The sequence below is a fragment of the Caballeronia sp. RCC_10 genome (genome assembly GCF_041360715.1).
Lineage (GTDB): Bacteria > Pseudomonadota > Gammaproteobacteria > Burkholderiales > Burkholderiaceae > Caballeronia > Caballeronia grimmiae.
This window is the reverse complement of record NZ_JBFUPT010000055.1, coordinates 1-14,652: the sequence shown is the minus strand read 5'-3', so window position 1 is coordinate 14,652 and position 14,652 is coordinate 1. Positions and strand designations below refer to the sequence as shown.

Sequence of the window (14,652 nt, the reverse complement as noted above, 5' to 3'; positions counted from 1 at the left end):
GGCAAACTGGACTTCTCCGCCTTCAACTCGCATGCCCGCTGAAGGCCGTTACCCACTCCGTTTTCAAAAGAGCCAATAAAATGAGAACAAGCATGAGAGAGTCCGGCTTCCCGACAGGAGAACGCGTGGTCGGGAGCTATCTGCTTAGCGTAACGGTCGGAGTAACTTTCCTAATTTTGGTTTTCCTCATAGCCGTCCCGGCTAGAGGACACGGCGCCATACAAGTCATGGTCATGACAGTAATGGGGTTCACAATGACGTGGCTGGCTGGGGTGATCGTTGCAGCGCTACCTTGCGCACTTCTCGCGCTTTTAGCGCGACACTTTTCAGTCAGGAACTTGCTGTTTTTCCTGATTGCTGGTGTTTGTATCGGACTGCTTCTGGTGCCGGTGTTTCTGGGCATCACCAACTCTTTCTCTTGGTACACCGATCCGCCTGACCGAACGAACCTGACGATGCTTCAAGGCATGAAGCAGCTAGGGGCGCCCTTTGCCATCGCGGGTGCCCTCGCTGGTGTAACGTTCTGGAAGCGGGCCGGGCAGCATTATCACTAGGCTCGGTTTTCGCTTTCGTCGGCACGTGACAATCGCCGCCTCGCACATTCTCCGCGATTCGGGTAACGCTCTTCGATGTCTGAAACTGGCCGAGAGGGGCGGTGCGCTAAAAGCGCGAGGCGGCCGAGCGACCAACAGCCTGTCGCACGGCCGCGGGCTCTCTTAGATCTCAGTTTGCTCGGAGATCTCGAGCGCATCGTCGACCTCTATGCCAAGGTATCGAACGGTGCTTTCTAGTTTGCTATGCCCAAGCAGAAGTTGAACCGCTCTAAGGTTCTTCGTTCGCTTGTAGATCAATGTCGCCTTCGTCCGCCGCATCGAGTGCGCGCCGTAAGCGGTCGGATCGAGTCCGATTGCGGCGACCCATTGTTGAACCTTCCGGGCGTATTGTCGCGTTGAGATATGCGGCGACCGAGAAAAGCGGCTCGGAAAAAGGTACTCGTCGGACCTGAGCTTAGCCTTCTCAATCCATGCCGCGACTGCAACGCGAGCCGGCTCTGTGACCTCAAATTGGACCGGTCGTTTGGTCTTGCGCTGCATTATCATCGCCCGCGGCAGTATCTGATTGCCGTGTGTTACGTCGCGGACATGCAGGTTGACAAGATCGCAGCCGCGCAGTTTGCTGTCGATCGCAAGATTGAACAGCGCTAAGTCCCGAACAGCGTGCGCGTTTTGCAGGTGAATCCGGATTGCCCACACGTCTTTCGGCTTCAGCGGCGGCTTCTGACCGACCAACTTGCCTTTGTTCCAGGGCTCACGGCTTAGATTGCTTCCCATGACAGACTCCCATTGAGTTGATGGGAATTACATTGTCTTCCTTCATCTTTTTCGTCGTGCAGGTCCGTTGGTTCACCTTGCCCAAGTCGGCCTTAGCGGTCTTTGAGCGTCGGTCGTGCTGAGGCTGCTGTGCTCGATCTTTCGGCCATTCGCACGTCGTCTCGCGGCGATCGTCGACGCACACCGACGCCAATGAGTGCCTCCACTGGGAAGCGGAAATTCGGGAGCTCACGCAGCGAACGACCGGTATATGCGACGAGCGCTAAGACCGCGCACTATTCCAGAGGGGCGCGCTGCGGCCGAAGCTCCGTTTGGTTGAAGTCCCGGCGCCTGTGGCGATCAGTGCGATCTTCGGGCGGGCCATGCCGGAACTGCCCAAGAATCTTATTGGCAGCGGCATTTCAGCCAGCGCCATCTTTCCCCGGGGGCGTTGCGTTCAGGTGCAAGTCGCCTCTCGCGCCGCCGAACCGTATGTCGAGTCGTCCGGGGTTGCGTCACGGCGATTCAATAACGATGGCTTGCGTTACGCCGTCTCATGTATGAAAGGCCATGAGGTCGTCATCATTGAGCGGGCAAGCTTGAATATTGGTTGTTAGCAAAAGAGCAGTCAACGTTACCCGGCCGCGCGTACCGCAGTGCCGATCCAGATCAAAAGCGGTACCGGACCTTCAATCCAATGGCTTTGCGTACATGCTCTGGTTGCGCCACGGTCCCGACTGGAGCGCCGCCCTTGGTCAGTATCGCTGCGTCGCTGCGATTGACGCGCATCCATTCGAAGTCACTCTCAATCGTGACGCGCGAGAACGCTTTCGGATGTACTTCAATTGCCAATCGTGCGCCTATCGCAGGTTTAGTCGTTAGCGTTGCCCGGTCGAACAACTGATTGTCGAAAGTCACTTGCAGGTGCTCGGGTGAGGAAACGACAAGCAAGCCCGTCGCATCGATATCTGCCCATGACATTCGCAGCGCGCGTGTTTCGGCGCCAGCGATGAATCGCCAGGAGTTGTATTCCTCGCCCAGTCCCAAGGTAGTGCCACGCCCCTGAATATCCCGCTTCCAGTAATCCCATTCCATGCCAGCAACAAGTATCGTTGCATCGGAGATATACCGTCCCGCTTGCGCGTTGATGCGAAGCTGCCTCGGTCTCGTCGTGGTTGAGAAACTCGTTCCGCTCTGCATTTGTCCGTCGTAGGAGATATCACCCCCATAGACTTCGCCGCCGAACGTGAAACGCCAACCGTCTTTCCGATAAGCAGCCTTCAGTTCCAGGCCCGGCAGATAGCCGTGCTCTGCCACGAGCTTCTTTCCATCGGAGTCGATTTCGTCCGTGGCTACGTACCGAACTCCCGCTGCGCCGGAGAACTGCCATTGCGCTTCGACCGACCTACTTGCGACCACGCCAGTGATGAAAATGGCGAGTAAAGCGAATTGCCTCATGAGATGCAACTTCTTGGCGGCAGAATGAATAAAAAATGGGCGCGTGAACGCGCCCATCGATCTAGAAAATTCGATCAGGTTCGGCCTTTCAAGTCGGCCCAGGTCGTGTTGAGCGTCTGGTCGATGACACCGTCGCCGTTCGTGTCGACGTCGATCTTCACGTTGGTGCTATCGATTGCAGTGAGTGTGGCACTGCTCTTATTGACCGCAGTCACGGTCATCGATCCAACCGATGGGTTCGCTGTGCCGACCGCTGCAAAAGGCGTATTCGTCTTCACGACGAAGCTCACGTTACCTACCTTCGGTGAATTGCCGGTCAACGTGAAGTTTGCACTCGATGTGTTGTTGCTGCCGTTGACCGAAGCGGTCATGCCATAGCCAGTCAGCTTGCGGCTGATAAAGGTTGCATCGCTCTTAGTCAAGTCCATCTGCAGCGAAGATCCACTGATAACCGCCGTGGCGACCTGGTACTTCGACTGGTTGTAGCTCAAGGTCATATCGCCATTGGCAGCGATAGTGACGCCACCGCTCTTGAGCGTCAGATTTGTGTACTTGAGGCCCAGCGTCGCGCTCCATGCCGCGCTCGAACCAATCGAGCCCGACAGGTTGCTGAACGTGAATGCGAGCTGGCCGTTGATTACTTCACCGTTTTCAGAGCAGTTATTCGCGCTGATCGACATGCTGTCGCCATTGCTGATGACACCCTGGACTGCTTCGGTCGCGGTAACGGAGATCGATCCTCCCCCCGAGCAAGCACCCGAGCTTGAAGCCGTTACGCCAGTTGCCAGATTACTGGCGGGCTTTACCGCAACGCCCTTATAGAGCTGGGCCAGCGAAGCTGTGAGCACGCTTTCAGTGGGCGTGTCGACGGAAACCCCCGTCGCGAGCGATGCACCGGCCTGGCTCTGAGCGCCAAGATCCGATACGCCTGAATACGCATACGCCACCGTCTCCGTTGCGTTGGTAGCGGTAATGACACCGACAGGTGCGGCGCTCGCGTTCGACGCGGACGTGTTGGCACCGCCACCGCCGCCGCAAGCCGCCAACAAACCTACACTAACCAAACCAGCAAAGACGCCTCTCATCGGGCTGACAGACATAACGACCCCGTTCATTAAATTTTTGTAATTAGGTGACTAGACGTTCGCAAGCACACCGACTGCGTTGCGACTGTGACAAATGGTAACGTAATGTAAGCGCGTAAATCAATAGCTTCCCGGAGTGCGGCGCGGCGCGACTGTCGCGTGGGAGGAAGCGGGTCGCATATCGTCCTGCGAGCGATCGAAGTGATGCCAAGCCCGCTCAAGAACGGCACATATGCGCCGCGGGCGATTCCGGCAACTAGGCGCGGTCGACAACAGGCGAAGAGTTGAGGGTGTCGGTGAGACAATTATTCATTAAGCATGACCGCTAAAGTTTATTAAATACTTGCCGTAAACGCTCCTCAGGTGAACCCGTCACGCCGCATTAGCGGCGGACCGAAAGCCGCGATCCGAAAGGACGCGAGACAAAATCAAACACCGAGGGGCGAATGTCACACGCATTTGGCAGGGCAAGACCGCTATGGCTTGCCGCGATCACAATCTTTGCGATAACAGGGTGCGCGAATAACGGCGGTCTACAACAGAGCAACGCCAGAGAGGGCGCGCCCGGACAGAGCGATCTCAATATCTTCGAAAGTACCTTTGCCAATCCCGATCCCTGCGCCAACAGCAGCCGGAACACCGGCATTGCTGTCGGCGTCGGCGTCGGCGCGATTCTCGGCGCGGTCATCGCGCCGAAAAACAAAGTTGCGGCGGCAGCCATTGCAGCGGCGGCCGGTGGCGTCGCGGGCGGGCTGGTCGGCCACGCCGTAGACAGCCGCCGCTGTGCGCTGTCCAGAATCGCAGCTAAGCATGACCTCACGTACGCGGCGGCGCCCCTCGAAGTGCGGGCGGTAGATTCCGGGAAGACGGAGCAGATCGGAAGCTCGTTCACCATCGTCGATACGACGCGTCACACTCAGTTCGAGACCGGCTCGGCAGAACTGACGTCCGACGCGAAAATCTACTTCGCGGAAATCGCAGAGCAGTATCGGACCGCGAACCGTGTAGCCGAAGCCTCCGGCACTGCCGATAAGACCGCCGCAGCCAACGCGAAGATCCTGCTAATCGGCCACACAGACGACACGGGCAACTCGGAACTGAACGCCGATCTGTCGGAGCGCCGCGCGCGCACGGTGGCCAAACTGTTCGCGGAACACGGCGTCGCAGCCGAAAACGTCTTCTATCAGGGCGCGGGCGAAACCTTGCCGATCGCAGATAACCGGACCGCGGAAGGACGCGCGCAGAATCGTCGTGTTGAGATCGTCGACCTGGCCGGAGCGAGAACGGACATTCTGCAAAGCTATGCGAGCAGCCGCGTGCCGAAGTATCAGTACTACCGCTCGGCGCCGTGGCAACCGGACGATGCACACCCTCCGGCCGCGAGCGCCAAGCCCGCCGAGACGCAGACGGCTGCGGCGAGCAAGGCCGCAGGTTCGAAGAAGGCGAAAACCGGCACGACCCGCATCGCCAGCGGTTCCGCAGGCGCTCCATCGAAGCCCGCCGATGCCGGGACAGCGACAGCCGCCGTGTCGACGCCGATGTCCGACAGCATCGACTTCGGCTGGCGCGAAACCATGCCCGCCGCGATCGGCCTCCGTTTCGCCTCCGCGTCCGCTTCGCCATCGTTCTCGCTGATGTCCAAAGCGGTCGCCGACGAAGCGCCGGTCACGAAAAGCTGCATGAACGACCGTCCGCGCGTGTCGCACGCGATGAAGTCGGTTGCCGATGACCGTGCCGTACCTGTGCGCGATCACGTCCAGAACCTTTACGGCAGCAGTTGGGGCGCGACACTGAACGGCCAATACCTCGCGCTGAAGGATGTGTCCGTACTGCGCAACGGCTCGACCGCCGGCACGAAGCCGACCTTGCTGGTCTGGAAGGACTATCAACAAAGCGGCGGTTTGTCCGGGCCGGCTCAGGTGCGCCTGTCTCCGGAGGTCAATGCCTATGCGGTGGAGGGCGGCGTGTTATATCGCCTGTTCGTTCATGACGCGGGCGTGTTTGATTGCGCAGACATCATCTTCGCAAACGGCAAGGCGACCGCCGGCGAGCTTGTGCGGCACAAGAGCCGCCAGTATTTCACCGTCGACTACGTGCCGGTCATCGCACGAACGTAACAAGAGGAAGACCGATCATGATGGATCTTGTACAGGCCAATCTCAGCACCCTCGTCTGGTGCATCATCGCCGCGCTCGTCGCGGTCGGCGCATTTGCGTACCGCTCCTCGCTGGAGTTCTGGCTGAACCACTGGAAATATACGTTTCCCGTGCTCGGCAAAACTGCGCGCCTGTCGCGCCACGGCATCCACGGACACGGTGGATGGACCGATTCCGAACGCACGCTCTGCGGCGACTACAACAAGTTCATCTCCTATCTGTCGAAAGATGAATTCAACAAGCGCAACGCGTATCTTGCCAAGGCCGACGACAGCGGCCGCTCGCCGACGCCCGTGTGGCTTTTTGCGCTCCTCACCGTGCTGGTCATCGCCGAAGGTCTCGGGTTTTCGTATCTGCTCGGAAGCTGGATGGCCCGCGACGGCAGCGCGAATACTCACACGCTGCTGATGGGGGCGATCGTGCTTGTGCTGTGCGTGATCATGGTATTTCTGACGCACGTGGCCGGGCATCAGTTGTATCGCTCGAACCTTGTCGTCCGCAGCCGCAGGCAATGGAAGCAGGACAAGACGCAGGAGCGCTTTTCGAGCCGCAAGGTGAAGCTCGATGACGACCAGTCGGTCGACGACAAGGAGCCCGACTATACGCAAGTCGCGAATCGTGTCGGTACCAGTCACAGCTATTTCATGGTCGGGGTAACGGTCTCGGTGATCGTGATCATCGCAGTGACGTCCACGTGGATGCGCTGGAGCAACCTCAACGCGGAGCAGACGCGTGAAGCCATGGGCGTGAGCCAGAGCGCCGACGCCGGCAATCCCTTTGCAACCGCCACCACGGTTCCCGCCGAACTCGTTTCCAGCCAGAAGGCAGCCGATGACCGGGCGCGCGCGGAAGAGTCATCATCGACGCGCAGCGAGGGCGCCGCCGCTTTCATCACGCTCGCGGTGATCTTCGTCGTGACGCAGATCGTCGGCATCTTCGGTGGTTTCGCATGGGGTTTCGGCGGTCGTGAGAGCTCAGCCGCATGGAAAACGACGAAGGGGTTCACCACCTTCGAGGACTACACCAACTACTACGCACCGCTGCGCGCGATCACGCAGTCGCAACTCGAAAATCTTCAGAAGCGCATGGCCGAGAACGCAGACATCGCAGGCAAGACGTTCGAGAAGACATTTCGCGACTACGTGCTGGAACTGCGCGCGCACTCCAACCTGGACGCCGCTCCGGTTCCCTCGCCTGCCGACGCGCGGCCGGCCGAACGTGCCGTAGAACGCGTCGCCGCCCGGCCCGTGACGCCGCCGCCCGTCGCTGACGTTTCGGCGACCGTCACAATCGACGAACTCGTGTCCGAGATCGAAGGGACGAGCGATCTCGCGCGCAAGAAGGAACTGATCTATCGTCTTGCTGAACCGGTGCGGACGCGGGTCATCGGCGAGATCAAGCTGCGCAAGGAGCGCGCCGAGCAAGCCAAACATGCGCTCGAATCAGAGCTCGACGATCTCTTCAAGGTTTGACCGTCGATAATGATGAAGCCACTTGTCAAACACACATTCGCTGCGGCCGCGCTGATCCTGTCCGCGAGCGCCGCGATGGCGGGAATCAGCAACGACATTCCGAGCTGTTATGCAGCAAATCGCATCAAGCCACCTGCGGAAGGCATCGAGCGCGAGCTGTTCATCGCGATCGATCAGACGACGGTCTTCGATGAGAAGCTGCGAGCGCAAATCGCGGCGACGGCCGCTACCGCAATCAAGCCGGGCAGCGCCTATACGCTGCTCGACTTTTCGGCGTTCTCGCAAGGCCGCTATACGGAAGTGGTGACGCGCGGCGTGATTGAAGCGCCGCTTCCGGCGAAGCTGCGCGACGATGTCAGCGAACGCGCGCTGCGCACCTTCGACGCCTGCATGACGGGTCAGTCCGCGTTCGCCAGAAAGTCATTGCTGGCGGCGGTCGCGCAGGTGCAGTCGGCGGCGACGAATGATCTCGCGAAGTCGGACATTCTCGCCGCGCTGAAGGATATCGGCGACAAGATGCGCGCCTCCCCCGCCGCCGATCGGGTGTTGTTCCTTGCCTCGGACATGCTCGAGAACAGCTCTGTCGCGAGCTTCTATGCGCATGACACCGTGCGGCGCATCGATCCGGCGACGGAAATGAAGAAGGCGAACGCGGCGGGTCTGGTTGCCGATTTCGGTGGAGCGCGCGTCTACGTGATCGGCGCGGGCCTGCTTTCCGACGATGCGAAATCAAGGAACGTCTATCGCGATCCGCAAACCATCACGGCGCTGAGGCAATTCTGGACGCTGTATTTTCAGCGAGCGAATGCGAAGGTGGAAGCGTTCGGCGCGCCTGCTCTTCTCAGCCCGGTTTCGTACTAAACCGGGCAAACAGGCCGGATCCGGAGGACGTCCGGGTCGGACCGGCTTCAGTAACATCAATCTAACAATCAAATGATAAGAAAATATCTGGCGGGGCTGGGAATGCTGGCGTGGTTAGCCCAGGCGCAGGCCGCCGACGTTCGAGACCAGCTCAACGTTCAAACAGGGAAGGCTGTACTCGTCATTTCCAATGTCACGCCACGCGACGCCGCCGAGCGCGTCAAAGACGCGATTACTCAGTTCGCCATCCCGACGAATCTAAATTTTCATCCGATTCCCTCGACGCTGCCGACGAGGCCAGTATCGCCAGTCGAGAAACAGGTCGTTTTGATGGGCGCGCCCGTGACCGACTTTTCGTGTGACGGCTCCTACGCGGAAATCACGAAAATGCCGCCTCCGGTGCAGAACGCGTTCTACTTCAATCGCGAGGCGTTGCGCACCTGTCTGTATGCGTTCCAGGGCGGCGTGAAGGTCGACATGATCTTTCATGAGATTCGCCGAACCGAATCCCTGACTGGGGGGCTGTTCAACGGCATCACACGAGCCATTCAGGGCAGTGATGGCCAGCGCATTACGAAGATGCTCAAAGAGAACATCGACAAGATCAGGAAGGAACTGCCGACCACGCTTGTCGCGCGCATCGACGCACCGGGTATGCCGCTCGAGGAACCGGACAAGGAGGCCGCGGCGAGAGTGATCCCACCGCTGACCGAGGCGGAGCTGGCCGCGCAATCACAGCCGGCTATTCCTGCTGTTCGCCCTGTTGCGACTGCGGTTCCCGTTGCCGCTGTTGCGCCGGTTCCGGCCCGGCCTGCGCAACAGCAACTCGATGGCGGTCTGGACCTTTCCTTCATCGGCGCGCGCAAAGAACTCACGGCGATGGGTTTCAAATTCTACGATCAGGATGCATTCGTCGATGCCGCTCGTCGAAACGACTTCCTGACGGTTCGTCTGTTTCTTGCGGCAGGGGCGATTCACCCAAGCGCTCCGTACAGCAAAGGTGATACCGCCCTGAGCTTCGCAAAAGACAAGACAGAGATGAAGATGTTTCTAACCGGGTTCATTGAGCTCGAGAAGGACGGGCAATATCCGCCGAAAATCGGCGAATCGACCTTCATAAAATGAAGCGTCTGTGGTGTCGATAGCTAGGCGGTTAGTTACGGGCCGCCCTTTCTCAGGGCGGACCATTTTTATACGAACGCAAACTCAAGCTTAAATGAAGAAGAAAACGTTCTTGCTGGCAGCGTGTTCCGTTTCTGTATTGTTCTCGGGGTGCGTTTCGACCACATACACGAAGTCGGTATCCTTGAGAAAGGATGCGGACGGTAAAATCATCGAAAGGATTGAGACGGAGTCAGTGACGCAGCCCAATCAAAGCGGCTGGCCTATCAAGCTTGAGCACCTCAAAGGCGTTCAAAGCTGACTGGGCTCTTCCGTCGTTGCTCGCTCCTGCAGCAAGGCGGACTGGATTGCGCGAGGAAGCCTTAGCACCCCATTTCTGTGGACCGGGCGGCGTGATGTTGTCTTGCCAGAAATAGCCAGTCAGTCGCACGTCCCGCGAGCAGCGCGCTGTTGGATTGGCGACAGGCGCTTCACGGAGGGTGAACGTCGTTAGGCGCTCACGTTCCATGACGATAGCGACTTGTTGGCCGCGCGCGACTTCAATCGCCGTCGACAACGACTGATGAGTAATGGCAGTGGCGCGGCTCTCTCACACCGGGCACGGCTTAAATCGGCTTAATTGCGGTCGTTCGAGCGGTTTGTGCGGAGGGCGCTGGCCTCCACATCTCTGCCATCCGCATCGCCGGCCGCAAACGACGAATCAGAGCGGCGACCCTTCTCGGACATTCTAGTCACTGACCGGCGATGACAGCTCGTCGAGATACTAGAGTCAACGTTGGGCTCCACTGCCTGCGGCCAATGATGTAGCCGCAGTGTCCTGTCGTCACCTGTCCTGGATTGCGAGAGCAAGCTCCAACCTCCGTGACCGCATCTGCAAATGCTGGATGATTGGGCCGTGCCGGCTAGTGATCGAGCAAGCGTTGGTGCGACGGCTCCTTTCGGCGCGGTTCACGATGCAGAAAGCGGCTCAGATCACTAGAGAAAACACCTTTTTCTACTGTGCCGGCATTCCGGATATCTCGATGGACCATCTGCTCGCTAACATACATGGATGCTCGATGCTCCGCTTGACCGCTGCTTCAATTTCCTGCGATAACCGTGCGTCATAACCTTGATGCAATTCCGCAACACGCCGAGCAGCCCGCACTAGCACGCTCGCTTAATATCCTGTCTTCATAATAAAGCGCTCACCTAGCGCAATCGTTGAGACCGAACATGAATTCCAGACGGCCACTCGTATTTCCGTTCATCGCCTCCTTCCTAGCAATCGCTGCACTTGCAAGCAATGCGCAGGCAGCCGAGCTTCCAACAGACTCGGCGAACGACGAGGAGTCAGTGCCGGTTCCCGGGGGGGCGGTTTTATCGGAGGTTCCTTCCAGCGGGCTCGCCGACTTCTGTTTTTTCGCTAGTCTACCGTCCAGCGGTCAGAACTATAAGATCATCAAGAAACTCAAGATTGGTAAGGGAACCTACGGCAGCGTTGAAAACCTCTTGCCCACCATGGCAGAGCGCGCTCGACAGCAAGGGGCGGATGCAATCATCGAATACACAGGCTCACAGCGTTTCGGCTTCTGGCCGTGGCGCATGGTCCGCCCGGTCGTGCGCGGAGTCGCTGTGCAATGGACGGAACCGAAGCCCGCCACTTGCGAATCGATCGGCGGCACCAAGCTGAGCACAATTCTGTCTTCACACCAGGCGCCCGCTCAGTAGCGCCGTTGCTTTTGCACGGTATCGGATTTTGTCGCCGCCGGTAACGGCGGCACGACCGCCCATGCCTACAACGCGAGCAAGGGGGCCGTCGTCAATTTCACTCGCGCGCTGGCGGGCGAGTGGGGACGGCACGGGATTACCGTGAATGCGATAGCCCCGGGCTTTTTCCCTTCGAACATACGCGCGGATTGCCGAGCAAATTAGGCGCCGATAGCGTCGCCGCCGAATTGCCGTTGCGCCGCATCGGCGACAGCGAAGACCAGAAGGGGGCGGTCGCATTGTTCGCATCGGATGCCGGCAAGCACATCACGGGGCAATTCCTTGCAGTAGATGGTGGCCGCAACTGCCGTGCTCTAGAGTTTTCTGAAAGAGGATGAGTCGGTATCTTCCAGAATCGGAATCGCACTACGAGCTTCGACGATGACATATTCGGCGTAGCCGCCGTGATCGAGCAGGCCGATAAGCTTTGAACCCGGCTTCCAGCCGGTCACTTCATCGCCAACGGACACAACGGTTCCGCATATCTCGCTTCCCACTTTCAGTCGCGCCTAGCTCTCGGGCGAGCTCGCCCTTGTCAGGCGAACTCACCGCGCCGATGACATTGCGGGCACCGAGCAGTCGCGCGATTTGCACCGCCAAGCCGCCTACGCCTCCGGCCGCGCCTTCGACGAGCACGTTATGGCCCGTCACGGGACCGCCGACATCATCAAGCACCAGCAGCGCGGTCATACCACGACGAGCCTGCTGGATAGGGGCAGAAACTGGCACAGGCGACCATAATTCATTCGCCACCGCTGCGAGCGAATTGGTCGGTGGCCAACCTCCTGAAGGCGGGCATGCCATGGTGCCTCCTTCGCTGTGGCCACTCTCGATCTACGATAAGCCAAATTCGGCCCGACCAAAAGGTCTTTTAAGCGGAGCGCCAACCCCGACACGCGCAAATATTGACTGAGCCCGCGCTTTCGATCATCCATGCACTCTCGTGAGCGACCGCTGTAATTTTGAAGCCGCCATAGATGTCGTCTCGGGTCGACCGTCTCCAACGGGTCGTGAAGACTCGTTCACGCTTCCTCGACCGCGACGCCGAACTCTACTGCGTCCCCGACGACCGCAAAGCGACGTGCAGCAGCCGCACAAGGGTTGAACGGCGAGCGTCCGCAAAGGCCGACGTTCGGTCCGGCCCGGGCGGATTTCGCAATGCCGGACACGCCTTTCGTGGTCCACACCCAGTAGCCGACGTCGTCCTTGTCGCAAACAACCCGCTTGGTGCTAGGCAGGCGGTTCGTCTGCTTGCCCATGCCTGCCTGCCTTCACGGTGACGATGTGAAACGGCCGATCTGCAATGGCCGCCTTCGTCGTCGTCGGATACATGCGAGGCTTCTCGACGCGCATACCCCAGCGACCGCTGATGTAGTTCTCGATGTTCTGCTCGGCGTATCCGCCCGTATCCGTCCTCGTGCGATCGTGCTGTCGGCCGACGACTGGCAAAGAAAAACCCGCCGAACTTCAGCGGGTCTTGCACGAGGGATTGAAAGACCGGTCTGTCAATATGAGCCGGCTGGTGCGCGGGCGGTCGTGGATACGATGTACGGAGCGTCGGTACTGAGTTCCACTCGCACTTCCCCGACGGTCACGACATCGCCCTTCGGTGCAGTCGAGCCATCCACGCGTACGAACGACACTGCATACTCGCGCGCATCGCCCACACCGATCTTCAGCAGCGCAGCCGTGGCAGGGAACTCGAGCGACGCCATGCCATGATGACCCGCGCCCGAGATCTCGAATGCGCCCACGGTGCCAAGGAAGTGCGTGGATTTCACTTCGTCGATGTCCACGCCATCCGGCAGGTTTAGGTACACGTTGTAAAAGTATCCACCAGCTGAGCCAGCGCCCGTCAGCATCACGTTATCCAGCACGATCTTCACGGACTTGTATGGTGTGTTCGACTTACTCCCGGCAGTCAGCGACGCCGCGTTCGGCGCGCCGTGCGATGCTGCCTCGAAACCCTGCGCGACCGCCGAAAGAAGCTCTTGCAGGTGCTTGGCCGAAGCCGCTTCTCCGGTGATGCGCGCGCTGACGGACGACTCCCTCAGCGTCATATTTTTGATACCGCCGACCGCGCGTCGTCCGTTCGTGATGTTGCGCGCTGCAGTGGCCGCGAACGAAGCGAAGGCCGGACGGGCCTTGATTGGCGGAATCTGCGCCTGCACGCGGATGATGCGTCCAACTTGCGCTTGCGGCGGCAACGTGGTGGGTCGCGACGTATTCGCGTAGTCGTAACCGAGGCGAGTGCGGTTCGAGTAGGTCTGTTCCTTGTTGATGGTCAGGCCGGGCGCATACGTGAACGTGCCCGACCAATAGGGATCGGCCGGCGGCGGCATGGTCCGGCCATCGGGCAGCGCCCACGCGTGCCAGAGCCGGTCGACGTTCGCATGATGCAGGTAAAAGAGCGGATCGCGCGGCGCCTGCATGGTGGACATTGTGTCGCCGATAATGTTGTGCACCGGATTATGCGGCGCGAGTTCAAATTTTTCCTCGAATGAGTTCGCCGTGCCACGCTGAAAGTTCACAACCGACGACGAGAACGGGGACAGATCGAGTGCGTTATACACATTCGTATTGACGCGCGGACAGTAGAGCGGATTGCCGCTCGCGGAGTCGAGGAACTCACTCGGGATATGCGGATTCGCATAGTAATCCCAGTAGGGCAGCGTAAAGGTCGAATCGCCGGTGATGCGTTTGAACTGCTGCTCGAGATAGTACAGATACCCGCGATGCCACGCCAGGAAATAGGGCTGCCGATGCGGGCAGTAGTTGGCGTGAACATTGGCCCAGTACTGCCATGAACTAGGGTCATCGGCGTTTGTGTTCGCCATCATGGAGCGAACCGCATTGAGGAAGGCCGGATAGTGCGGCGTTGTCTTGTACTGCTGCCACTCCACGCGGATGACATTGGTGGCCGCGACGGCCATGTAGGGAAAAGCAGCCCATGAGAGCGTCGATGCAGCGCCGCCAAGAAAGGCGCGTCGAGTTATTTTTAGGCGGCTCATTGTTTCCTCTAGTATTAGTACAACTAAGTAAGCAACTCGCGCCGAGGCGCCGGCCTGAACGACCGACCGATGGATGAGTCCGTCATCGAGGCTCGGTCCGGGCGGGCGAGCGGGGAAGCCACGGCGTCTATTCAACGTTTGCGTTGCATGCAGCAGTCGAATAGCCAATGCATGCGTTGCATCAGGACCGCGTCGTGGCTGAAAGATAGAGAATGTACGACGATCACCCGTTCTTTTATTGTGCGGTTCCGCACGTAAAAATCAGACTTTTGTAATCTAGAGATGCGGTGTCGCACTGTCGCGACACTGCTTTTCCTGCTCCAAAGCCGCGCAAGCGGATTTACTCGGGAGGGCTCTGTCAACTTGTCGACACTGAGTCGGAAAGACGGCAAGAAAAAGCGTCCCTCAGAAGGCGCAGGACGGATTTC

Annotated in this window: 13 protein-coding genes and 1 pseudogene; 7 read left to right on the top strand and 7 right to left on the bottom strand. The window is 59.2% G+C overall.

The window, feature by feature from the left end; all coding sequences use genetic code 11:
• Positions 1 to 554: hypothetical protein (locus AB6804_RS30370; protein WP_370889611.1), on the top strand; the 554-nt coding region annotated here is incomplete at its 5' end.
• Between the two features lie 162 nt (positions 555 to 716).
• On the opposite strand, the gene AB6804_RS30365 is transcribed toward AB6804_RS30370, so the two are convergent.
• The 3 genes from AB6804_RS30365 to AB6804_RS30355 all read right to left on the bottom strand — a co-directional run bounded on the left by AB6804_RS30365 (position 717) and on the right by AB6804_RS30355 (position 3,868).
• Positions 717 to 1,331 carry a tyrosine-type recombinase/integrase gene (locus AB6804_RS30365; RefSeq protein ID WP_370889610.1) on the bottom strand — a complete coding sequence of 205 codons (615 nt, stop codon included), beginning with the start codon at positions 1,329 to 1,331 and terminating at the stop codon, positions 717 to 719.
• Between the two features lie 648 nt (positions 1,332 to 1,979).
• Positions 1,980 to 2,825: a hypothetical protein gene (locus AB6804_RS30360; protein WP_370889609.1), complete on the bottom strand. Its 846-nt coding sequence runs from the start codon at positions 2,823 to 2,825 to the stop codon at positions 1,980 to 1,982.
• 17 nt (positions 2,826 to 2,842) lie between these two features.
• On the bottom strand, positions 2,843 to 3,868 hold the full coding sequence (locus tag AB6804_RS30355; protein ID WP_370889608.1) for a hypothetical protein: 1,026 nt from the start codon (positions 3,866 to 3,868) through the stop codon (positions 2,843 to 2,845).
• A gap of 431 nt (positions 3,869 to 4,299) precedes the next feature.
• On the opposite strand from AB6804_RS30355, the gene AB6804_RS30350 reads away from it, so the two are divergent.
• From AB6804_RS30350 to AB6804_RS30325, 6 genes and pseudogenes are all read left to right on the top strand, one after another.
• Positions 4,300 to 5,970 (top strand): OmpA family protein, encoded by a 1,671-nt coding sequence (locus tag AB6804_RS30350; protein WP_370889607.1) that lies wholly within the window; start codon positions 4,300 to 4,302, stop codon positions 5,968 to 5,970.
• A gap of 17 nt (positions 5,971 to 5,987) precedes the next feature.
• Positions 5,988 to 7,481, top strand: a complete 1,494-nt coding sequence (locus AB6804_RS30345) for a hypothetical protein (RefSeq protein WP_370889606.1) — start codon at positions 5,988 to 5,990, stop codon at positions 7,479 to 7,481.
• 9 nt (positions 7,482 to 7,490) lie between these two features.
• Positions 7,491 to 8,342 (top strand): hypothetical protein, encoded by an 852-nt coding sequence (locus AB6804_RS30340; RefSeq protein WP_370889605.1) that lies wholly within the window; start codon positions 7,491 to 7,493, stop codon positions 8,340 to 8,342.
• A 72-nt stretch (positions 8,343 to 8,414) separates the two neighbouring features.
• On the top strand, positions 8,415 to 9,467 hold the full coding sequence (locus AB6804_RS30335) for a hypothetical protein (protein WP_370889604.1): 1,053 nt from the start codon (positions 8,415 to 8,417) through the stop codon (positions 9,465 to 9,467).
• Positions 9,468 to 10,679: 1,212 nt separating this feature from the next.
• Positions 10,680 to 11,174: a hypothetical protein gene (locus tag AB6804_RS30330; protein ID WP_370889603.1), complete on the top strand. Its 495-nt coding sequence runs from the start codon at positions 10,680 to 10,682 to the stop codon at positions 11,172 to 11,174.
• 63 nt (positions 11,175 to 11,237) lie between these two features.
• Positions 11,238 to 11,551: pseudogene (locus tag AB6804_RS30325) on the top strand (SDR family oxidoreductase); the annotation flags it as partial.
• Here the strand turns inward: AB6804_RS30325 and AB6804_RS30320 are convergent.
• From AB6804_RS30320 to AB6804_RS30305, 4 genes are all read right to left on the bottom strand, one after another.
• Positions 11,528 to 11,710 carry an alcohol dehydrogenase catalytic domain-containing protein gene (locus tag AB6804_RS30320; protein ID WP_370889602.1) on the bottom strand — a complete coding sequence of 61 codons (183 nt, stop codon included), beginning with the start codon at positions 11,708 to 11,710 and terminating at the stop codon, positions 11,528 to 11,530. The pseudogene AB6804_RS30325 and the gene AB6804_RS30320 sit on opposite strands and share 24 nt — an antisense overlap.
• On the bottom strand, positions 11,667 to 11,903 hold the full coding sequence (locus AB6804_RS30315) for a zinc-binding dehydrogenase (protein WP_370889601.1): 237 nt from the start codon (positions 11,901 to 11,903) through the stop codon (positions 11,667 to 11,669). Before AB6804_RS30315 ends, AB6804_RS30320 begins: the two co-directional genes overlap by 44 nt.
• A gap of 332 nt (positions 11,904 to 12,235) precedes the next feature.
• Entirely contained in the window at positions 12,236 to 12,472 is a 237-nt protein-coding gene (locus AB6804_RS30310) for a hypothetical protein (protein WP_370889600.1), read from the bottom strand.
• A gap of 246 nt (positions 12,473 to 12,718) precedes the next feature.
• Positions 12,719 to 14,224 carry a tyrosinase family protein gene (locus AB6804_RS30305; RefSeq protein WP_370889599.1) on the bottom strand — a complete coding sequence of 502 codons (1,506 nt, stop codon included), beginning with the start codon at positions 14,222 to 14,224 and terminating at the stop codon, positions 12,719 to 12,721.
• Positions 14,225 to 14,652 lie beyond the last annotated feature (428 nt).

Excerpts from the sequence above, each read along its gene's own strand:
- AB6804_RS30345 (WP_370889606.1), top strand. The coding sequence starts at position 5,988 with ATGATGGATCTTGTACAGGCCAATCTCAGCACCCTCGTCTGGTGCATC.
- AB6804_RS30340 (WP_370889605.1), top strand. The coding sequence starts at position 7,491 with ATGATGAAGCCACTTGTCAAACACACATTCGCTGCGGCCGCGCTGATC.
- AB6804_RS30330 (WP_370889603.1), top strand. The coding sequence starts at position 10,680 with ATGAATTCCAGACGGCCACTCGTATTTCCGTTCATCGCCTCCTTCCTA.
- AB6804_RS30355 (WP_370889608.1), bottom strand. The coding sequence starts at position 3,868 with ATGTCTGTCAGCCCGATGAGAGGCGTCTTTGCTGGTTTGGTTAGTGTA.
- AB6804_RS30360 (WP_370889609.1), bottom strand. The coding sequence starts at position 2,825 with ATGGGCGCGTTCACGCGCCCATTTTTTATTCATTCTGCCGCCAAGAAG.
- AB6804_RS30365 (WP_370889610.1), bottom strand. The coding sequence starts at position 1,331 with ATGGGAAGCAATCTAAGCCGTGAGCCCTGGAACAAAGGCAAGTTGGTC.
- AB6804_RS30315 (WP_370889601.1), bottom strand. The coding sequence starts at position 11,903 with ATGACCGCGCTGCTGGTGCTTGATGATGTCGGCGGTCCCGTGACGGGC.
- AB6804_RS30305 (WP_370889599.1), bottom strand. The coding sequence starts at position 14,224 with ATGAGCCGCCTAAAAATAACTCGACGCGCCTTTCTTGGCGGCGCTGCA.
- AB6804_RS30310 (WP_370889600.1), bottom strand. The coding sequence starts at position 12,472 with ATGGGCAAGCAGACGAACCGCCTGCCTAGCACCAAGCGGGTTGTTTGC.
- AB6804_RS30350 (WP_370889607.1), top strand. The coding sequence starts at position 4,300 with ATGTCACACGCATTTGGCAGGGCAAGACCGCTATGGCTTGCCGCGATC.
- AB6804_RS30335 (WP_370889604.1), top strand. The coding sequence starts at position 8,415 with ATGATAAGAAAATATCTGGCGGGGCTGGGAATGCTGGCGTGGTTAGCC.